The organism is Williamsia sp. (assembly GCF_036566845.1).
Lineage (GTDB): Bacteria > Actinomycetota > Actinomycetes > Mycobacteriales > Mycobacteriaceae > Williamsia.
On the sequence record NZ_DATCVM010000199.1, the window covers coordinates 1 to 20027 of the forward strand.

Here is a 20027-nt window from a genome sequence, read left to right on the forward strand (position 1 = left end):
CGCCAGACCAGAACCGCCGGTGGTGCCAGCAGCACCACCAGAACCGCGGCGACGATCCCGCCGACCACCACTCGCTGAGCACCTTGCGGGCGCCTGCGCCGGCGGGGTGCGCCCACACCGCGGGCCCGGCGACCGAGCACCGCACTGACCGCGACAACCACGGCGACCACAACGATCTGCACGATCGACAGGGCCACCGCGGCTGGCAGTTTGAAGAATCCGATGGCCTGCCGGTAGATCTCGGTCTCGAGGGTGTTGTACCGGCCACCGCCGAGAATGAGCACGACACCAAAACTGGTGGCGCAGAACAGGAAGACCACCGATGCCGCCGACGCGATCGCCGGGGCGAGTGCCGGCAGGGTGACGGTGCGCAGCACGTGCCATCGGCCGGCGCCCAGAGTCCGGGCGGCCTGTTCGGCGCGTGGATCGAGCTGGCCCCACACCGAGCCGACGGTCCGCACCACCACCGCGATGTTGAAGAACATGTGCGCCAGCAGGATTGCCCACACCGACGACCCGAGGCCGAGTCCACCCAGCGGACCGCGCTCACCGAGGAGCACCGTGAACGCCACGCCCACGACAACCGTCGGCAGGACAAAAGGAATCGTGACGATGACCCGTAGCGCGAGTGCCCCACGCAATTCGGAGTTGGCCAGCACCCACGCAACCGGCAGGCCGACAACGAGCGTGAGCGCGGTACTGGCCGCGGCCTGCGCGACGGTGAACCAGAGAAGGTGTGCGGCATCGGCGCCGTCGAGCAACGCCACGAAGTCAACACCCGCACCATCGCCGAACGCTCGCCGAGCCAAGGCCACGAGCGGCCAGGCGAACATCACGCCCACGAACAGCAGCGGAAGGGCCCCCGCGCCCACGACAGCCGCGCTCGACCCCCGCATGGAAGGTCTGCTCCGGGTGGTGGGGCGAAGGGGCACCGCGGTCAGCGACCCATGACGGTGCGCCACTCCTGCTGCCAGACTTCCCGGTTCTGGGCGATGACGTCGAGCGGCATCGTGGCGGGCGATTCGGGCTGGGGTGCGTACTGCGCCCAGTCGGCAGGCAGCGGAGTTCCGGTGCGGACCGGGTACACATACATCGATTCAGGCAGTGCCGCCTGCACCTGCTCGCCGAGAAGGAAGTCGACCACCTTCTGGGCGCCCTCGACATTTTCGGCGCCACGGAGCACACCCGCGTACTCGATCTGTGAGAAGCAGGTGTTCAGAAGGGCTTTCGTGGTCGGCAGGAAGGCCGGCGACGACGCGTAGGACACCACGATCGGTTTGCTGCCCCGGCCTTCGCCTGCGGTGAACTCCTGGTTGTACGCCTCGGTCCAGCCCGGCACCACGCTCACGTCGTTGGCAGCGAGGCGCTCCCAATAGGCCTCCCACTGACCGTCCCCCGGGTGGGCGGCGATGGTGGCGAGCAGGAATGCCATTCCCGGAGACGAGGTGGCGGGGTCCATCACCACGGTCAGTCCCTTGTATTCGGCGGCGGTGAGGTCGTCGAGGCTCGCCGGGGGTGCGACGTTGCGCTGCGTGAACCATTCGCTGTCGACGTTGACACACACGTCTCCGCGGTCGATGGCCGTGAGTCGATTCGGATCTCCGAGCGTGTATTGCTGCGGGCCGAGGTCGTTGTCCGGGCTCGTGTAGGGCTCGATCGCGTCGGCGTCGAGTACGCGGGAGGCGAAGGTGTTGTCGATGCCGTAGACCACGTCGCCGCGGGGCGAGCCGGCGGTGAGCGCAATCGACGAGGACAACTGTCCGGCATCTGCCTCCCGCACGACCTTGAGGGTCAGGCCGGTCTCGGACTCGAACGAGGCCAGGACGTCGTCGGGCAGGGCGAAGGAGTCGTGGGTCAGCAGAACCACCTCGTCCGTGGAATCAGAATCGCCACACGCAGTCAGGAGACCTGCCCCGGCCGAGAAGGCGATGAGCACTGCGACGAGCTGTTTGTGTCGAAGCATCGACCCTCCGGTGGGATTAGGGATCTTCAGATCGTGGCGGTCGGGCCGCCACCGTGAATCTAATCAGGCCACCGGTGCAACAGAGAAATGGAACGTGACGATCACTTCCGGTACCCCGCCAGCGCCTTTCAGATCAGCGCAACTCGAATGCCGTGCCCACAATGTGACATAACAATTGAATCACCAGTAACATTGATCACTCTAGTTACCAGTTATGGTCCCAGAGCGACGCGAACCACTCTGTTGCAGGCGATGGCCTACTGGCGGCAGAGTCACGAAACGGTTACCGTCAGCACGGCGATAGACATGTTGAGCCGGGATCGAATCGGGCTCCGACGCGAGAAAAGGACAACAGGAACTGTGCTCTTGAATCAGCAGGCAGGCCGCAACCACGGGCGCTTCACCAGGGCTTCCGCAGGTCGCGGAGTCCGCCGAGCCGTCACCGCTGTTGCGATCGCTGCCACAGCAGCCCTGGCGGTGCCGGCTGTCGCGTCCGCTGACGACAACGCCTTCCCCCCAATCCCCAAGAACCTCAAGATCGACGAGACCACCCTCAAGTCGCTCGGCGCGTTCGTGCCGGCGATCATCGGCTCTGCGGCCACACCCGGCGCCGACGGCAAGGTCGACGCCAGCCTGATCTCCAACGCCAAGGTGCTCGCGGCAGATTCCGCACTGCCGCCGGAAATCCAGGCGATCTGGGACAAGGTCATCAGCTTCCTCGACGGTTCCGGTGGCGGCGGCCCCGACATCCCGTCGGGCCCGGGCGCGCCGGTCATCCAGCAGTTCCTCTACCCGACCATCGGCCAGGGTTGCATCCCCGGCGGTAACTCCATCGGTTCCGCACTGGTGACCGCCGGCCCGCAGCAGGCGCCCGCGCCCGGTCCCAAGAAGGGTGAGGCCGGCTACGTGTACACCAGCCTCGGCACCGGCCCGGCGCTGAACAACGATGCCGCACCGCTCACCGTCGCCTGGATCAACATCGACACCGGGGCGACCGGCCAGCAGAACCTGCGCTTCAACGATCGGATCAATGCGGCCGAAGGCCCCGGCACCTTCACCACGATCGTGAAAACCGGTCAGGGTCGGGTGATCTCGGCGATCTACGGCAACGTGACCACCAAGACCGAGGACAAGACCGTGAGCTGCACCATCGTCCCCACGGTCGGACTGGCTGTCATCTAGCCACCCCAACCACCAGCTCTCGAGCAGGCGTCGACCTTCGGGTCGGCGCCTGTTTTTGTTGTCCAGAACACAGTTCATGTTCGCACCGCATGTTCTCCCAGATCCGTTGATACACAATCGAACAGCGAAACGGTCGCGGTTACGTCACAGGTTGAACTCACAACTTGCATACGCCTCCGGCGCCATGGTCTTGTGTAACAAGAGCAACATTGGCCACATCTGTCACATCGACAACAGATGGGACCAACCGCGTCTGTCCAAGGAGATCCATGCCCAGCTCAACGATGATCCGCCGCACCGCGGCGACCCTCGCGGTCGTGGCGTCCGCCGCCCTGCTGCCCCCGGTTGTGGCAATGGCCGAACCGGTCGCACCCGACGCGGTCACCGTGACCGCCCCGGCGCAGACCCCCGGTAATGACGCACTCGCGGCGGCGATCACCGAGCTCACGAAGTCGGCAGCCGATCCCGCCGCCCTGGCCGCCGCGAAGGCACTGCTGGGCGGGACACCGCAGATCGAGTCCACGCCGGCGGCCGATACCGCCGCCACCCCGGCCGCCGACGCCACCGACTTCGCCGCGTCGCTTTCCGCCGCCGATGCCATGCTGAAGAAGCTGGGCATCCAGTCCTTCATCAACCCGACCGTCGCCTTCAACTGCGTTGCTCCCACCGAAGACAACCCGTTCGGTGTTGTTGCCGCCGTCGGTGGTGCCGCACCGGGTCCGTACATCATCCCCGGACTGACCGTCCCGACTGCCCTCAAACCCTTCCTTCCCGCGGGCTTCTCGCCCGAGCTGGTCGGCGACGGCGAGACCCTGTACGGATTCTTCCCGGCCGGGATCACCGCCGATGGCGGGGGCACCGGCATGCAGGTCGCCTGGTTCAACATCGACACCTTCAAGGGCGGCTTCGTCGATATGGCGCCGGTCGGCACCACGATCACCGACCAGCTGATCGAGCAGGTCAAGAAGGTCCGCAATCTGAACGCTGTCGAGGAAGCCACCGTCCGCGGTGTCATCGGTCCCCTGGCAAAGGCTTTCAGCCTCCCCGGCGCCCGACTCGCCCCGGTCGAGACCGGCAACGGCACCGTGCTGTCGGCCGTCTTCGGCACCGTGCAGAACGGTGAACGCAGTTGTTTCTTCCTCCCGATGATCGGGATCACCCAGGTTTAGTCCGCTGACGCGGACCTTTGTAGGAGAAGTTGGTCATGAAAAGTGTTCACAAGCAAGCACTACGACGTATCGGTGGCCGCGGCCTGACCGCCACCGCCATTGCGGCGCTGGTCGCGGGCGGCCTCGGCGCCGCGGCAGTCGCATCCGCCGATCCGGCTCCGACGGGCGGAACCGCGGGCAAGGTATTCGCGAACATCGGTCTCCCCGATGACCGTTGGGTCACCGGGGCCGGATCCGCCGATCGCTTCACCTACTGGACCAACGCCGCCACCGACCGCACCGAACTGAGCAGTGCCGCCGTCTACCTCCCCCGTGGCGACAAGCCCGAGGGCGGATGGCCGGTGGTGGCCTGGGCCCACGACACCGTCGGATTGGCCGACAAGTGTGCGCCGTCGTGGTCGGGCAAGACCGAATCGGCAGCGCACTGGAACGACATCACGCCGTGGCTCCGGAAGGGCTACGCGGTGGTCGCCTCCGACTACGCCGGGCTCGGTGTCGAAGGTGCACTCCCCGACCTCCAGACAAACATCAAGGCCCACAACATCGTTGATGCCGTCAAGGCCGCGCACGACATCACCGGAGATCTCTCCGACGAATGGGTGGTGAACGGAAACGGAAGCGGCGCAACGGCGGCGCTCGCCACGGCGCGCGGCGCCACGCAGATCCAGGGTCCAGAACTGAACTTCCGCGGCGCCACGGTCACCAGCGTTCCGGACAATCTCGGGGAACTGGTTCTCAATGCCGGGCCCGGATTCATCCCGGTACCGCTGCCATCTGACCTGACCGCCGAGGTGCTGTACGCCGTCGCCGGTATCCGCGGATCGCATCCCGAACTGAACCTGGACTCCTACCTGACCGCCGAGGGCAAAGCACTGACAGACAAGGCGGTCACCACGTGCTCGTCCGAACTGCAGAGTGCCGTTTCGTCGACCAGTCTGAATGCACTGTTCAGCCGGCCGGTGTCATCGATCCCGAATCTGCGGCCCATCGTCGAGGCCTACCTCGGGGTTCCCGACACCGGGTACGTCAAGCCGGTCTTCTTCGGCCAGGGCTTGCTCGACACGACCGTGATCCTGCCGTACACGCTCGAATTCCTCAGTCGCGTCGAGGCATCAAACCAGTCGACAACCATCCTCACCTACCCGGTCGACGGTCAGGGCACCGCGGCCGCAGCCTTCCCGGACGCCTCCTCGTTCGTCTCCGCACTGTTCGCCCGGTAGACGCCGAATGCGTCTGCCCCACTGGGAGCTTTGTGAGCGAAAAGTCTTCCTCGCTGCGACGCTGGCGGTTTCGGCCGCCGGCGCCGCGCGTTGGCGGCCGGGTGTCGCCGTCGCCAAGCCCGCTGCACTCGCCGCCCTGGCTGTCGGTGTCGCGCGGGGTTCACGGCAGCGCAGCGGCGTCGACAACGCTCTCTTGACGGCCGCGATCACGGCATCGGCCGCCGGTGACTACTTCATGTATCGCGAGGAGTTTGCCACCGGGGCCGAGAAGGATCGACAGATCCAAACGGGTGCAACGATGTTCGGACTGGCACATCTGTCCTATCTGGGCCTGCTGACACGGCACGGAGCCCACCCGTCCAGACGTCGGCTGCTGACACGTCTCGGATTGATGAACGAGGTCTCCGCACTGCTGGCGTTCAACGCGCCGCGGCTGTTGCCGGTGCTGGGGACCTATGGAGCGAGTCTGGCGACGATGGCAGCCACTGCCGGCGATCCGGCGCTGGCCGGCGGCGGCCCGGACGACCCCACCCGGAAGCTGTCCGCCGGCGGTATCACGTTCATGGCCTCCGACGCGATCCTGATGAATCGCCGGTTCCTGCTCCGCGACAAGCGTTTGCGGGCGGTCGCCGAAGCCACTGTGCTGGTGACATATTTCGTGGCCCAGATGCTGCTTCTCGACGGAGTGGACGGCGTCAGCAGACGCGCCCACTCCAGCAGATGAGCCCGGCCCACGATCTCTTCCGGACCTAGATCCGCTTCTCCTCCTTGAGTACCGCTTCGACCTCACTGAGTGAATCCATGTCTTCGAGTTCCATGCCCTTGGTCTCGGGCACCTTGTAGTGCACGTAGAACCAGGAGATGAACGCACAGAAGGCAAAGAACCCGTAGATCCAGGCGAGACCGAGAACGTTGTTGAGTTCGGGGAAGAGCAGCGAGATCGTGAAGTTGGCCAGCCAGTTGACGCCGGTACACACACCGAGGGCGACTCCGCGGATGCGGTTGGGGAACATCTCGCCGAGCATCACCCACATCACCGGGCCCCAGGTGGCGGCGAACGCGACCACAAACAGGTTGGCGCCGATGAGGGCCACCACACCCCACTCGTCGGGCAGGGTGATGTTGTCGCCGGATCCAACCTGCTGCGTGAAGGCGATACAGGCCAGGACCAATCCGGTGAACATGCCCACGGATCCGATCAGCAAGAGTTTTCGGCGGCCGATCCGGTCGACGAACAGGATCGCGCCAAAGGTCATGACCACGTTGATCACCGCGGTGATGACCGAGGTCTTGAACGACTCACTCTCGCTGAACCCGACCGACTGCCACAATGTGGTCGAGTAGTAGAAGATCGCGTTGATTCCGACGAACTGTTGCAGCACCGCGATCCAGATACCCACCCACACAAGCGGATGCAGACCAAAAGACGGACCACGGATGTCTTTGATCGACACGTTCGATTCGCGTTTGAGAGTCAGCCGGATCTCTTTGACGCGCTCGAGGGGATCGGCCTCCCCGGTGACCTCGGTGAGGATCCGGGCGGCTTCTGCATCGAGGTTGCTGCCGACGAGGTAGCGCGGCGACTCGGGGATGAGCAAGGCCAAGAAGCCGTAGATCAACGCTGGGATGACGCCGACCAGGAACATCCAGCGCCACGCCTCGATCCCCCACCAGAACTCGCTCGACGCGCTACCGGCGCTGTCGGCGATCAGCGCATCAGACAGCAGGGCAACGAATATGCCCATCGTGATCGCCAGCTGCTGCAGGGAGCCGAGTGCACCGCGGTAGGTGGCGGGCGCGATCTCGGCGATGTAGGCCGGTGCGATGACCGAGGCGATACCGATTCCGAGACCACCAATCACCCGCCAGATCAACAGATCTGGCACCGACCAGGCCAGTCCGGTTCCGATCGAGGAGATCGTGAACAGGAAGGACCCCAGCAGCATCACTTTCTTCCGGCCCCAGATGTCTGCCAGCCGCCCGGCAAACCAGGCGCCGAGAGCACATCCGAGCAGCGCGATCGCGACCGCGAACCCTTTCATGAAGTGGTTCAGTTCGAAATGCGAACCGATGGAATCGACGGCCCCGTTGACCACCGAGCTGTCGAAGCCGAAGAGGAAGCCACCCACCGCGGCGGCAATGGTCACACCGATGACCTTGGCCACATGGGTATCGGAGTGCTCGGAGGGGGGCTTGTTTGCAGCGCCAGTGGACATCTGGGTCAAACCTTCCTTTCGGACGGCGGCCGGCTGTCAGCTCCGACAGATTCACCACATCGTGACGCTACGCTGCCGAAGCCGCCGAAGTCCGTAGGACGGTATAAGACAATGGATCACAACTCGATCACCATCTAGCGGCGGCGCCCGGAGATTTCAGACCGTTGCGGAGCCGGAACACGATGAGTACTGCGGATTGACCATCGGGAAGAACGCCAGTGCACCGATTTTCTGGTGCACGATGAAAGAGATGTTGCCCCGGCCTGTTTGGAGCGACCCTTCCCAGTTCGCCGAATGGCCGCGTGACGGCAGGATCACCGTCCCCACCGCGCCGGTGCTGGTGTTGGTCCATCGCACCGTTGTCTCCACGGTGTATTCGAACAGCGACACCGACCGCAGGTTGTTGGCGCTGAGGTAGAGCACCGGCGGCGTGGCACCGTCCACGGGGAAGTCGACGTTGTTGTAGACGTCGACGTCGATGCGCAACGGAACCGTCGACCACGGATCGGGACTGTTGCAGCTGATGGTGTCGACGAGTTGTGGTTCGGCCGCCGCCGGCGCGGCCGCGACCACCCCGAGCACGATTCCCGAACCCACTGCCACTGCACCTGCCGCCATTCGGCGCGGCAACAAAAACCTGGTCATGATGCATCCCCTCCACCAGCGCATGTGACCCGACCTTTCTGCATTCAACCAGCTCTCCGGGACGGTCTGCGGCCTTTTCCGTCACTGCCGATAAGCTGGGTTGGCAGAAATCACCCGGCGACCGGAGGTCCGCATGACCCGCCACATCTGTATCGCGCAAGAGCCAGAAGCCGACAAGCTCCTCTCCATCGACGACTTCGCCTTGGTTGTCGGTATGACACTGGATCAGCAGTTCCCGATGGAAGCGGCGTTCAAGGGCCCGCAGAAGATCGCCGAGCGAATGGACGGTTTCGATCTGCACAAGATCGCGGCCGCCGACCCCGACCAGTTCGTGGCGCTGTGCTCGGAGACCCCGGCCATCCACCGGTTCCCCGGTTCGATGGCCAAGCGCATCCATGATCTGGCGGTTTTCATCGTCGACAACTACGACGGCACCCCGTCTGCGATCTGGACCGAGGGTGATCCCGACGGCAAGACGGTCCTCAAACGCCTCAAAGGCCTGCCGGGCTGGGGCGACATGAAAGCCCGCATCTTCCTCGCCCTCCTCGGCAAGCAGCTCGGTGTGGAGCCGGCCGGCTGGCGCGAGGCCGCCGGCGACTACGGCAACGACGGCGAACGCCGGTCCGTGGCCGACGTCGTCGACAGTGTGAGTCTGCAAGAGGTTCGCGATTTCAAGAAGCAGGCGAAAGCTGCGGCCAAGGCAGCCAAGACCGGCTGATCTTCCCAATGCCGATGAATGTGTCCGCGAGTTACGTCAACCCCTTGGGGTGAGTTACGTCAACCCCTTAGGGTGAAGCCCATGGATGCCAAATTGGTGATCGAGATCCCGACACGACTGGGGTTTGCGGTGGCCGGAGCCGCGCTCAGTGCCGTCGAGGCAACCGTGGCGCTGAGCCGGATCGCCGTCGAGAACGCGCACCACGAGATCGCCTCCAGCATGGGCATGCGGGAGACAGCGGCGTTCCGGAGCCCGTTGCAGCTGCTCAATCAGCTCGGTGAGCTGCTCGAAGAAGACCGGTCACTGGGGAAGATCCTCTCGCGCGGTGGCCCTCTGGAACGGCTGCTGGCAGAGGACGGACTGGTCGACCGGATATTGGCCGAAGACGGTGTGGTCGATCAGATGACCGAGGCGGGCGGCCCGCTCGACCGCCTGCTCTCGCGGGGCGGACCGGTGGATCGTCTGCTGTCCGAGGACGGTGTGCTCGCCAAGCTCACGAAACAGGGCGGTCTGCTCGATCGGATCTCCGAGGACGAGGGGTTCCTCGATCGGCTGACGGTCGAGGAGGGCCTGCTGGAACAGCTGGTCGGCGAAGGCGGCGCACTCGAACGGGCCATCGCACCCGGCGGACCGATCGACCGCCTCTCCGAACTGGTCGAGATGATCGGCCAACTGTCGCCGAGCATCGACAAACTCCAGGAAACCGTCGTGGAACTCAACGACGCGGCCGGGGCCCTCAACGACGCGGTCGCACCGGTCGGCGAACTCGTCGGCCGGCTGCCGAAACGTCTGGTACGCGGCAAGAACGGTCACGAACACTAGCCCGAGTGGAACCATCTGCCACTACCTGGGATGTCATATCCGTTTCGATGATCACACGACAGCCCACGGGCTCTCAGCCGATATGCGAGCCGATCGAGATGTTGAACACCATCAGATAGAGGAGGCTTGCTGCCTCGTGCGCGTGGGGCACCGCCCGAAGGGCCAGCGTTTGCAGGACCACCGGCATCACCGAGCAGCGCGCACCCACACCGCGATCACGACCATTGCTGCACCCGCTACCGATACCGGGAACGGCCAGCACCGTCAGCGCTCCCCCAACCACGTCTACAAGACATTTCACCGGTACCGACCAAGGTCTGGCGGTTCACAGAAACGAATCCACGGATCCAGGCCAAGCGACCAAGCAAAGCGAAACTGGTCGTGGTCGGACCACCCGGCGGTGGACCGGATCGTGCAAATCACCATGCCGAACATTCCTGGACTGCGCCCCGGGATCCGCGTCGGTCACGACGATTCTCCGGCGATCGTCGCGCTCATGCTCGCACGCTTCCCGCCGAGTTCGTCGCTCAGGCATGCTGGGCCCAGACAAGGACCTTCCGTTCTGCGAGCCCGTAACAGCCATTGACGATGTTGCCGACGATGCCGAGCACGATGATCGCGGAGAAGAGTGCCGGGATGTCGAACAGATCCTGGTGTAGCTCCATGTAGAAGCCGACCCCGTTACTACCACCAACGATCTCCGACAACACCATCATGATGAGCGAGATCGGCAGCGCCACCCGAAGTCCGGCCGAGATCATCGGCAGAGCTGAGGGGAACACCACCCGGCGGACCATCTGGAATCGGCTCAGACCGTACATCTGTGCCACCTCCAGCCGTTCTCGGCGTGCAGAGCGGGCTCCCTGGATCGAGTTGACCAGGATCGGGAAGAACGCCCCGAAAACGATCACGGCCACGCGCATCGAATCCCCCAGCCCGAAAACATAGACCGCCACCGGAATTACGGCGACTGCGGGCAGGCACCGCATGAACTCCAGGATCGGCGATGTGTATTCCGACACCGTCGTGTTCGAACCGATCACGATCCCGATCGCAATGCCCAGGACGGCCGCGATCACGAACCCCGCCGCGAAGCGGATCATGCTGGGTACCAGATCGTCTCGAAACGCCCCGGGGAACCAATCCCTGAAGAAGACGTCCAACACTTTCGACAGCGGCGGGAGATAGACGCTCGAACCTGTCCTCCCGATCACTTCCCAGGCCACCAAGAGAGCGATGGGCAGCCAGGCCACCGCGCACAGACTTCGTACTCTCATCATCGTCGGTCCTTCGTGTCGCGATGGTGCCAGAATGTGACCCGGCGTTCGACGACGGCGAGCACCATCGTCAGCGCCATCCCGATCAGCCCACACATCACCACTCCGACGTACATCTCCGGGATCCTGTTGGCACTCTGCATGAATGTGATGAAGTAGCCCAAACCACTACTGCTGGTCAATAGTTCGGCGGTGACAACCAGTACCAGCGCGATTGCTGAACTGACCCGTACACCGGTCATGATGCTGCGCGATGCCAGCGGGAGGACAACCCTCCGGATCATCGCGCCGCGGGACAGACCTAGACTGCGGGCGGTGTCGAGCGCGACCGGGTCGGCGTCTCGGACGCCGTAATAGGTGTTGAACAAGACCGGCCAGAGAGCCGCATACGTTGCCACCACGAGCGCGGCGGTGGACCCGACGCCCAGTGCGAGTATCGCGAACGGCAGAACGGACACTGCGGGTACCGGCCGAAGGAACTCGACTACTACACGCACTGCTCGATAGGTGTTGGCGGAGACGCCGAAGAGAATGCCGAGCACCACCCCTATCACAGTCGCGAACAACAGAGCCAGGACAACCGACCCGGTCGTCGAGACGAGCGCGTCGCCGAGACCTCCCGAACCGAACGAGGACCCGATTGCGCCGGCAATCGCCGAAGGCGCTGGTATGTAACGTGATTGCACGAGAAGCCGGACCACGATCTCGGCGATGCCAAGGGCTGACACAACCCCGATCAGCCCCCTGCGAAGGGCTCGCGAACGCGACCACATCGGCGTCTGTCGACGACTCCTGATCCGTTGCTGCGGGCGGACTCCCGCCACCACGGTCACGGCGCGTCTGTCGGCGTGTAGATGATGTCGGCAGCATCTACGGTGGTGTCGATCGCACCGAACCGTTGCAGCAAGTCCAGCTGGCTCTGCAGCAACTCCGGTGTGAGTTCGGTTCCGTATCGGGTCATCTCGACTCCGGCGAGCTGCGCCTCGGAAATCCCGGTCGCCTTCTGCATGATCGCTCGCAGCTCGGCCGCGTTGGCCGGGTCGTTGGCCCATTCGCTGGCCTCAACGATCGCGGCATTGAACTTGGCGGTTGCATCTGCGTTCTTCTCGATCGCGGTGTCCTTCCCGAACCAGATCGTGTAGACGAACGGATTGCTGTCGTTCACCGCGTCGTAGGGGCTCACGAGCTGCCTGGCGAATCCGCTCGCCACGGCGTCTTGGGCGAACGGTGTCTGCAGCACACCTGCGTCGACCTGCTTGCTCTCGATGGCCTGGGCGGTGTTGGAGAAGTCCAACTTCGTGAAGTTCACGGAGTCCGGGTCGACGCCCGCGTCCTGCAGTGTCGCAAGTGTGGAGAGGTGCGGAAGTGTGTTGAGCGCATTGACCGCGATCGTTTTGCCAGCCAACTGTTCGACCGAGGTGATCGGACTGTCTGCAGGAACGAAGATCCATGTCGCCGGCCGCTCAGGGGTGTACATCACACCGGGGGCAACAGCCTCGAAACCCAGCTTCTGCACGTACGCCGTGGCCGTGGCCGTGGGTGCTGTGCAGGCGAAGTTCGCGGTACCCGAGGTCACTGCCGCAGCCAGTTCAGGCACTCCGGCAACAGTTTTGAGGTCGACATCGAGCCCCTGTCCGGTGAAGAAGCCCTTGTCTGCAGCGATGTAGCCCTGGAGACAGGACTCAGTTGCGACGGTCGCGACCGACACTGCGATCTTTCCGTCTGAATTGACGGCGAGGTCAGCGTCACCGCCGCACCCGGTGACGAGAGCTAGGCTCACGGCAGCAGCGCCTGCGGCTGCAGCGCGCAGGGAAAAACGTATGGAGGACATGGTTTTCCTTCAAATTGTCTGTGTTGAGTGAATATCGGGAAGCGACTACGCCGTGGACTGAACGCCCATGTGCTGATGGATGAGGCTGCGCAGGCGCAGGAAGTCGGCGCTGCTGCGCGTCGCGATCTGGTTGCGTGGACGTGGCAGAGGCACATCCACCGAATCTCGGACGACCGTCGGCGGACCGGCCAGCACCTCGACACGATCAGCGAGATACACCGCTTCATCTATGTCGTGCGTGACCAGGACCATGGTGATTCCTTCGTGCCGGTAGCGTTCCTGAACGCTCAGCAGCAGATCCTCCAGCCCTTCTCTGGTCAATGCGTCGACCGATGCAAACGGCTCGTCCAGCAACAGGATCTTGGGGCGGTACGCCAGCGCGCGGGCGATCGCAACCCGCTGCTGCATTCCTCCGGAGAGTTGCCACGGATACTGCTTTCCCTTGCCCGCCAACCCGACTGCTTCCAGGCTTTCGGCAATGCGTCCGGAACGCTCCGATGAACTGAGGTCCTTCCGCCCGACGAGGGGGAATCCCACGTTTCTCTCGACTGTGAGCCATGGCATCAGTGACCGCGTATAGTCCTGGAAGACCAGCGCCATCTCCGGTGGTGGACTTGTGACCTCCACGCCCGCAACGTATACCGCGCCCTCAGTCGGTTCGAGCAACCCGGCCATGATCCGCAGCAGAGTCGACTTGCCCGCCCCCGAAGGCCCGACGATCGCCACGAACTCGCCTTCTTGGACCTCCAGGTGGAGGTCGGCGACGATGTACGGCGCATTCGGTGAGTACCTCTTGCGCACGTGATCGATCTTCATCAGGGATTGCCCCGCGCCCCCGCGCTGGACATCCCTGTCTATCTGGACGTTTGGTTGTGACACGGGTCGACTTCTTTCAATCGAGGGCTTCGGTGAATGGGCTCGCTCCGCCGAACAGGAGGGCAGAAACCGATTCGAGGAGACAGTGGCGTGCAGTAGCTCCGGTGCGGCTGTGCCACGCAGTTCGTACTTTGTACGAACACCTGATCTCTGTCAACGCGAGTTTGGACCAGTCGGCAGCTCACCTGCGGTTGTACACACGGCGTGATCAACAATTAACGGCGCCGAAATCAAGTGCCAATCGGTGGTCCAATTCGATTCGCGCAGTGTGGTCGTACTATGTACGATCACGCTGAGTACCGCCGCAGTCCGGCACCGTCACGTATCCAACCCACCAATTCGCTGGAGCACTTCATGACCAATACCGCCGAACTAGTCGTCAAGGCGACCATCTGGGAAGCGGACGCCGTCCTCGGCGTCGTGCTGGCAGACCTCGACGGCAAACCGTTGCCACAGTGGCAGCCAGGCTGCTGGATAGGTCTGCACGTCAACGGAATCCAACGCCAGTACTCGCTGTGTGGCGACGTGGACGATCCGTACACGTATCGCATCGCCGTCCGGTTGGCCGACGCGAGCCGCGGCGGATCATCGTTCATCCACGATCACCTACGACCGGGACACGTCATCACCGTCGGGCTACCGTTCAACAGTTTCCCGATGGTGCCGGCACCCGAGTACCTGTTCGTCGCCGGTGGTGTCGGGATCACCGCACTGCTCCCGATGATCGCGGCGGCCGATCGTGCGCGGGTCAGCTGGGAACTGTTGTACTGCGGCCGAACTCGTTGGACGATGCCGTTTCTCGACATCCTGGGAACCTATGCCGGGAAGGTGTCGGTCTTCACCTCCGAGGACGGCAACCGACCCGATCTGACTTCTGCCGTCAGCGCACTGCCGACGACGACCAGGGTCTACTGCTGCGGTCCCGAGTCCATGCTCAGCGAGATCGAGACCGCGGCCCGAATTGCCGGGGTGGCGGTATCCGCTGAACGATTCGTTCCCGCCGACGTGGACCACGGCGATGACCTCCCGTTCACGGTTCACTGCACCGAGTCCGCTCTCGACGTAACGGTACCCGCCGGCCGATCGATGGCAGCCGCACTCAACGACGCCGGGCTTGCCGTCGACACAGCATGTTCCGAGGGAATCTGCGGCACCTGCAAACTGGCCGTGACCGGGGGCACTCCCGATCACCGCGATCAGGTTCTCACCGCGCAGGAACGTTCCGCAGGAGCCGCGATCATGGCGTGCGTATCGCGATCGCTGGGTCCGTCGCTGAGCGTCGCGCTCTAGCCGACAACACTTCCCCACACCCACTGAACTCGAGGATCGCAAGACCATGAACCAATCGACACGCACAGAGACCAAGACAGAGCATGCCGACGACTTCGCCGGCCAGGACTGGGGCTCGTGGAAGCAGTACGAGGCAGCAGACCTCGGATACCGGAACTTCTGGTATCCGGTGTACTGGGCACACCAGATCGGCAAGAAGCCGGTCCCGATCACCGTGCTCGGAGAAACGGTGGCGCTCGTGAGGGACGGTGAGGACATCCACGCGCTACACGATCGGTGCCCACACCGCGGAGTCCCCCTGTCCCTGGGTCGCCGCCAATACGAGGGAACGATCAGCTGTCCTTACCACGGCTGGACCTACCGCCTGGACTCCGGAAACCTGTGCGGAGTACTCACCGACGGACCTGACTCACCCATTGTCGGAAAGCTCTCAGTACGAACGTATCCCGTCGAGCAGCGACTCGGTTTGGTCTGGGTCTACGTGGGCGACACCTTCGAAGGGGCGGACGTGCCACCGGTCGAACGCGACATACCCGCCGAACTCATCGGCAATCGATTCGCAATGGGAGGGCGGACCGACATACGAGATGGCAACTGGCGCTTCGCCGCGGAGAACGGATTCGACGAGGGCCATGCCAAATATCTTCACAACACCGCACTCTGGCGATTGTTCAAGGTGATGCCCGCATGGAACAAGACAAGGGTGGTTCCGGGCGAGGAAGGGTGGACGATTCGAGTGCAGGACGAGGTGCACTGGGATGCCGAGATGCCCGGGCTCGGATTGTGGACCAATCGGCGATGGTGGAAGCGGATGCCACTGCCCGATGCACCCGGCAAGGGCAAGAAGGTCAACCCGGTGATCGCGGCCCTCGATCTGCCCGGTTTCGTGAGCATCCGAATGCCCGGACTTCTACGAGTGGCGTACCCGGAGTTCATTCACTACGAGTGGTACGTCCCGGTCGATGCCGACCACGTGCGCTACGTACAGCTCATGGTGCGATTCGAAACTGGCTGGCGTGGAGCACTGTTCAAGATGAAGTACCTCGGCTACATCCGTTGGCTGTTCCACGGCCAGTTCACGGCGCAGGACGCCTGGATGGTCGACGTCATGGACGCGCCGCCCGAGCGGCTCTACCGGCCCGACGTCTCGATCACGGCCTGGCGAAAGATGTGCGAGCAGGCAGATCTCGTTGTCCAGCGACTGGCCCCCCGGTCCGACCCCAATCCGTCGAAGCCCGACACCGCGCCTACGCCTGCGGTGCAACTGCCGCCGACCGCCGGGGAGGTCAGGCGACGTCGGATCCGGAGCGCCGAGCAGTCATGAGCGTGGTGACCGAACACGAGTTCATCACCCTCACAACGACCGTGCCCGGTTCCAAGATGGCGTACTACGTCCACGCCGCCGACCCGGCCTCCGCGCCGGACCGTCCGGTCACGGTCCTGCTCCACGGCGGCGGGCCGGGCTGCGGATTCGTCCCGAACTTCGAGCCTGGCTTCGGCCATCTCGATTCCCGTTCGACGATTGGGATCGATCTGCTCCATTACGGAAACTCTGACGCGCCGGACCTCGGAGAGCGTCCGCGCGAGACCCACACCGCTGCACTCATCGAGTTACTCGAGTCCCTCGGACCGAGTCCCGTCGATCTCGTATGCCTCTCGCTCGGTGGTCTCGTGGCCCTGGGTGTGGCTCTCGCCCGCCCTGAACTCGTCCGGCGGATCGTCATCACGGGGAGCCAGGTGATCGATCCCGACAACGAACTCGGCGCACAAGCCCGAAAACAGCTCTTCGGCACCGGAGAGGTCGGAGTCGAGGATGTTCGCACACTCATCGGCGACGTCGAGTGGTCGGCGGGGCCATCGGCCGTTCCACAAGATCTCGCCGAATTGCGCCGCGGCTTCATCCGGTCCACATCCCCAACTGCCCACGGCACCCCGAAGTTCACGGCGTCTGAACTCAGCAGGATCGATCACCCGACCCTTCTGCTGTACGGCACCGGGGACCTCTTCGTGTCCGAGGCCCAGGTGCGGCGGTTTCATAAATCGCTCGCCTGCAGTCGCCTCACCCTGCTCCCAGGTCTCGCGCATCATCCGCAGAGCGAGGACCCTGCTCGCTATTTCACGACTGTGTTCCGCTTCTTGGACAGCGGAACACCCCTGACCCTGAAGGAACTGTGAACACCGACATCGCGAGACACCGACATACCCAACCACTGGCGAAGCGACTGCTGACACCAATGCTGTTGACTGCCGTCGTCGCGGTGGCCGCCGCCCAACTGCACCGGTTCAGCGCGACCACCGTGGCATCGATCCACCACCCGGTGAACGGCCGATGACCTCAGCCGGGCCAGACGTCGCAGCCTCCGACTGGATCACCCTCGAACGAGCGGCGCATCTGGTGACGACGATGACGGGGATACCCAGTCCGACCGGAAGCGAAGGTCCACTCGCCGAGTTCATCGCCGATGAGCTACGCCGAAGCGGGCTCGAGGGGTCCGTCCAGCGATTAGATCCGCTACAGGCCAACGCCATCGGCCGATTGCGAGGCGACCCGATGGGCAGGTCGCTGATGCTCTACGCACCGATCGACACGTTCTCGGCGGGCGACGACGAGCATGATGTGCCGTGGGTGGGAAAGCAGTTGCGGCCCGACATGGTTCCCGCCGACACCCGTGACGGCGACTACGCCATCGGACTGGGCGCGTCCAACCCGAAAGGTCACGCTGCCGCGATCCTGCTCGCGGGGGCGGCGATCGCTGCTGCCGACATCAGACTCACCGGAGACCTCGTGCTCGGCTTCGGCGCAGGCGGGATGCCGACCAACCACCGCCCCGGACAGGAGAATCCGCGGATGAACACCGGCCAGGGGGTGGGTTGTTCGTTCATGCTCGAGCAGGGCATCTGGGCAGACCAGGCAATCATCTGCAAACCGGGATGGGCGGTGCACTGGGAGGAGGTGGGTCTGTGCTGGTTCGAGGTCCGGGTTCAGGGCACCTACAGCTATGTCGGTAGCCGGCACCGTATCGCCTACCAGAACTCGATCGTCAGCGCGGCCACGGTGATCACCGAGATCGAGGCGTGGTTTGCCCAGTACACGGCCGCGCACACCAACGGACAGGTCAGCCCCCAGGGGAACATCGGATCCATCGAGGCGGGGTGGCCTCACCTCCTGTCTGCGGCACCTGCGTTGTGCCGCTTCCGAATCGATCTACGCACCAATCCGCGGTCCTCCGTCATGGATGTCAAGCGGGAGTTCGAATCCGCAATCATCGGGATCCGACGACGGCACCCCGAGATCTCGGTGGACAGTGAACTGATACTGGCGATACCGGGTTCCGTCACGGACCCAGCGAATCCGGTGGTGCAATCTTGTATCGCGGCCTGGGAGAACGTCGAGGGTCGACCTCACGAGCCGATCGTCGGCAACAGCGGCGCAACTGATGCAAACATACTGCGATCGCGCGGAATCCCCACTGCCCGAGTGGGAATGGATCGTATCGACGAGAAGGCGCCAGTTCGTGTCGATTTTCCGTCGGGTATGAACGTGGTGGATCTGCGATCGGTGGTCCGTCTGGCGCGTTACCTGGTCGCAGTCGCCGTAGACATCTGCGGGGTCGAGAACTGACCACCGCCGACGCGCTCGAATCCGGCCGTGGACAGCGGGCGGTCCTACCGTTCCTTGTCTCGGCGATGGTCATCGCGGTCTCACCACTGTTCGCCACGGGCGCGATGGCCACTGCGATATCCTCGGATCTCCCGATCACCGTCGGACTGCTCGCGACGATGAATGCCGTCTTCTTCGGAGTGTCCGCAGTGTTGTCACCCATCGGCGGCATGCTCGTTCCCAAATGGGGTGTCCCCAATGCCCTGACCGCCCAGACCCTTTGCGGTGGGATCTCACTGGCCGTCATTGCCGGCGCATCCCACAGTGGCGCCCTGATCGCCGCGATGTTGCCCGCTGCGGCGGGAAACGCGTTGATCCAACCGGCCGTGAACACTGCGCTCAGTTCCATACCGACGCATCGTCGAGGCCTCGCACTGGGTACCGTTCAAGCGGCGATCCCGCTTGCCGGCATCGCCGCCGGCTTCGCTCTTGCGATCGCAGGAGATCGGGTTCCCTGGCGTTTCGTCGGACTGGCGTACGCCGGTGCTGCGCTCGTCGTATGCGTACTGTGCCGGACACTTCCGGCACCGGCAGCAGCAACGAAGGTCCGGGTTTCCGAGTCCGCCGGCCCTGGTGACCGGCCGACGACCGCAGCGCCGTTCCGGTCATTGCTCGCGGTGGCCGCGGTGTGCGGGGGAGCGGGCGCCTGCATACCAAGCTTCTCGGCCATCACCGGCACCACGTCGGACGTCGCGAGCTCGTCGATCACGATTGCGATCACCGTCGCCGGTACCGCCTGTGCGGCAGTGAGGATCTGGTCTGGCAAACGAGCGGCGGGTCGTCTCGATGCCGGCCTGCGGATGATGGCGTGGCTTCTCTTGCTGGGTGTCATCGGCTACGGAACGATTGCGATACCTCACTGGTGGGCGTTCGCCCCGGCCCTGGTCGTGGCGTACTGCGGCGCATGGGGCCCGAGCACGCTGATCAACCTGTCGGTGACGCTGATGCGGCCTCACGACGTGGCAGTGGCCAGTGGCCGTTCGCAAGCCGCGTTCTACGCCGGATGCACGACCGGACCGGTCGTGTTCGCGCTCGTCAACGCCCGATTCGGACTTCTCCAAGCGTGGTGGACGATCGGCCTGACCTTGTTGATGGCGGCCGCGGCCGCTGCTCTGATGATTCGCACAACAGAACCCTCACCTGGATAGGATGCGCAC

At 64.1% G+C, this 20027-nt stretch carries 21 protein-coding genes; 12 read left to right on the forward strand and 9 right to left on the reverse strand.

Annotation, left to right across the window (positions count from 1 at the left end; all coding sequences use genetic code 11):
* Both VIQ49_RS19135 and VIQ49_RS19140 read right to left on the reverse strand, forming a co-directional pair.
* Positions 1-896 (reverse strand): ABC transporter permease (locus VIQ49_RS19135; protein ID WP_331887550.1); only part of this gene is annotated, 896 nt, incomplete at its 3' end.
* Positions 897-937: 41 nt separating this feature from the next.
* Positions 938-1963: a thiamine ABC transporter substrate-binding protein gene (locus VIQ49_RS19140; protein ID WP_331887552.1), complete on the reverse strand. Its 1026-nt coding sequence runs from the start codon at positions 1961-1963 to the stop codon at positions 938-940.
* Between the two features lie 360 nt (positions 1964-2323).
* Between VIQ49_RS19140 and VIQ49_RS19145 the strand changes: the two genes are divergently transcribed.
* The 4 genes from VIQ49_RS19145 (at position 2324) to VIQ49_RS19160 (ending at position 6258) form a co-directional block, all read left to right on the forward strand.
* Positions 2324-3145: a hypothetical protein gene (locus tag VIQ49_RS19145; RefSeq protein WP_331887554.1), complete on the forward strand. Its 822-nt coding sequence runs from the start codon at positions 2324-2326 to the stop codon at positions 3143-3145.
* Positions 3146-3414: 269 nt separating this feature from the next.
* Positions 3415-4314: a hypothetical protein gene (locus VIQ49_RS19150; protein WP_331887556.1), complete on the forward strand. Its 900-nt coding sequence runs from the start codon at positions 3415-3417 to the stop codon at positions 4312-4314.
* A gap of 35 nt (positions 4315-4349) precedes the next feature.
* The gene (locus tag VIQ49_RS19155; protein WP_331887558.1) at positions 4350-5534 is read left to right on the forward strand and encodes a lipase family protein; all 1185 of its coding nucleotides are present in this window, start codon (positions 4350-4352) and stop codon (positions 5532-5534) included.
* 7 nt (positions 5535-5541) lie between these two features.
* Positions 5542-6258: a lysoplasmalogenase gene (locus VIQ49_RS19160; RefSeq protein WP_331887560.1), complete on the forward strand. Its 717-nt coding sequence runs from the start codon at positions 5542-5544 to the stop codon at positions 6256-6258.
* A 25-nt stretch (positions 6259-6283) separates the two neighbouring features.
* Here the strand turns inward: VIQ49_RS19160 and VIQ49_RS19165 are convergent, their stop codons facing one another.
* Together VIQ49_RS19165 and VIQ49_RS19170 are read right to left on the reverse strand one after the other, a co-directional pair.
* Positions 6284-7750 (reverse strand): sugar porter family MFS transporter, encoded by a 1467-nt coding sequence (locus tag VIQ49_RS19165; RefSeq protein WP_331887562.1) that lies wholly within the window; start codon positions 7748-7750, stop codon positions 6284-6286.
* 156 nt (positions 7751-7906) lie between these two features.
* Positions 7907-8395 (reverse strand): hypothetical protein, encoded by a 489-nt coding sequence (locus VIQ49_RS19170; RefSeq protein ID WP_331887564.1) that lies wholly within the window; start codon positions 8393-8395, stop codon positions 7907-7909.
* A gap of 133 nt (positions 8396-8528) precedes the next feature.
* Between VIQ49_RS19170 and VIQ49_RS19175 the strand changes: the two genes are divergently transcribed.
* Positions 8529-9113, forward strand: a complete 585-nt coding sequence (locus VIQ49_RS19175) for an HhH-GPD-type base excision DNA repair protein (protein WP_331887566.1) — start codon at positions 8529-8531, stop codon at positions 9111-9113.
* An 81-nt stretch (positions 9114-9194) separates the two neighbouring features.
* Complete coding sequence (locus VIQ49_RS19180) at positions 9195-9935, forward strand: hypothetical protein (protein WP_331887568.1); 741 nt, start codon at positions 9195-9197, stop codon at positions 9933-9935.
* Between the two features lie 73 nt (positions 9936-10008).
* Here the strand turns inward: VIQ49_RS19180 and VIQ49_RS19185 are convergent, their stop codons facing one another.
* The 5 genes from VIQ49_RS19185 to VIQ49_RS19205 form a co-directional block, all read right to left on the reverse strand.
* Positions 10009-10218: a hypothetical protein gene (locus tag VIQ49_RS19185; protein WP_331887570.1), complete on the reverse strand. Its 210-nt coding sequence runs from the start codon at positions 10216-10218 to the stop codon at positions 10009-10011.
* A 244-nt stretch (positions 10219-10462) separates the two neighbouring features.
* The gene (locus VIQ49_RS19190; RefSeq protein WP_331887572.1) at positions 10463-11215 is read right to left on the reverse strand and encodes an ABC transporter permease; all 753 of its coding nucleotides are present in this window, start codon (positions 11213-11215) and stop codon (positions 10463-10465) included.
* The gene (locus VIQ49_RS19195) at positions 11212-11940 is read right to left on the reverse strand and encodes an ABC transporter permease (RefSeq protein WP_331887574.1); all 729 of its coding nucleotides are present in this window, start codon (positions 11938-11940) and stop codon (positions 11212-11214) included. Before VIQ49_RS19195 ends, VIQ49_RS19190 begins: the two co-directional genes overlap by 4 nt.
* Before the next feature lie 101 nt (positions 11941-12041).
* Positions 12042-13043: an ABC transporter substrate-binding protein gene (locus VIQ49_RS19200; protein ID WP_331887576.1), complete on the reverse strand. Its 1002-nt coding sequence runs from the start codon at positions 13041-13043 to the stop codon at positions 12042-12044.
* Between the two features lie 45 nt (positions 13044-13088).
* Complete coding sequence (locus tag VIQ49_RS19205) at positions 13089-13859, reverse strand: ABC transporter ATP-binding protein (RefSeq protein ID WP_331887578.1); 771 nt, start codon at positions 13857-13859, stop codon at positions 13089-13091.
* Positions 13860-14273: 414 nt separating this feature from the next.
* Between VIQ49_RS19205 and VIQ49_RS19210 the strand changes: the two genes are divergently transcribed.
* From VIQ49_RS19210 to VIQ49_RS19235, 6 genes are all read left to right on the forward strand, one after another.
* Positions 14274-15209, forward strand: a complete 936-nt coding sequence (locus VIQ49_RS19210; RefSeq protein WP_331887580.1) for a PDR/VanB family oxidoreductase — start codon at positions 14274-14276, stop codon at positions 15207-15209.
* 46 nt (positions 15210-15255) lie between these two features.
* Entirely contained in the window at positions 15256-16533 is a 1278-nt protein-coding gene (locus VIQ49_RS19215) for an aromatic ring-hydroxylating dioxygenase subunit alpha (RefSeq protein ID WP_331887582.1), read from the forward strand.
* Positions 16530-17384: an alpha/beta hydrolase gene (locus VIQ49_RS19220; protein WP_331887584.1), complete on the forward strand. Its 855-nt coding sequence runs from the start codon at positions 16530-16532 to the stop codon at positions 17382-17384. Before VIQ49_RS19215 ends, VIQ49_RS19220 begins: the two co-directional genes overlap by 4 nt.
* Positions 17381-17542 carry a hypothetical protein gene (locus VIQ49_RS19225; protein WP_331887586.1) on the forward strand — a complete coding sequence of 54 codons (162 nt, stop codon included), beginning with the start codon at positions 17381-17383 and terminating at the stop codon, positions 17540-17542. The genes VIQ49_RS19220 and VIQ49_RS19225 overlap by 4 nt, the downstream gene beginning before the upstream one ends.
* Positions 17539-18831: a deacylase gene (locus VIQ49_RS19230; RefSeq protein WP_331887588.1), complete on the forward strand. Its 1293-nt coding sequence runs from the start codon at positions 17539-17541 to the stop codon at positions 18829-18831. Before VIQ49_RS19225 ends, VIQ49_RS19230 begins: the two co-directional genes overlap by 4 nt.
* A gap of 65 nt (positions 18832-18896) precedes the next feature.
* Positions 18897-20018 (forward strand): MFS transporter, encoded by a 1122-nt coding sequence (locus VIQ49_RS19235; RefSeq protein ID WP_331887590.1) that lies wholly within the window; start codon positions 18897-18899, stop codon positions 20016-20018.
* Positions 20019-20027: the final 9 nt, after the last annotated feature.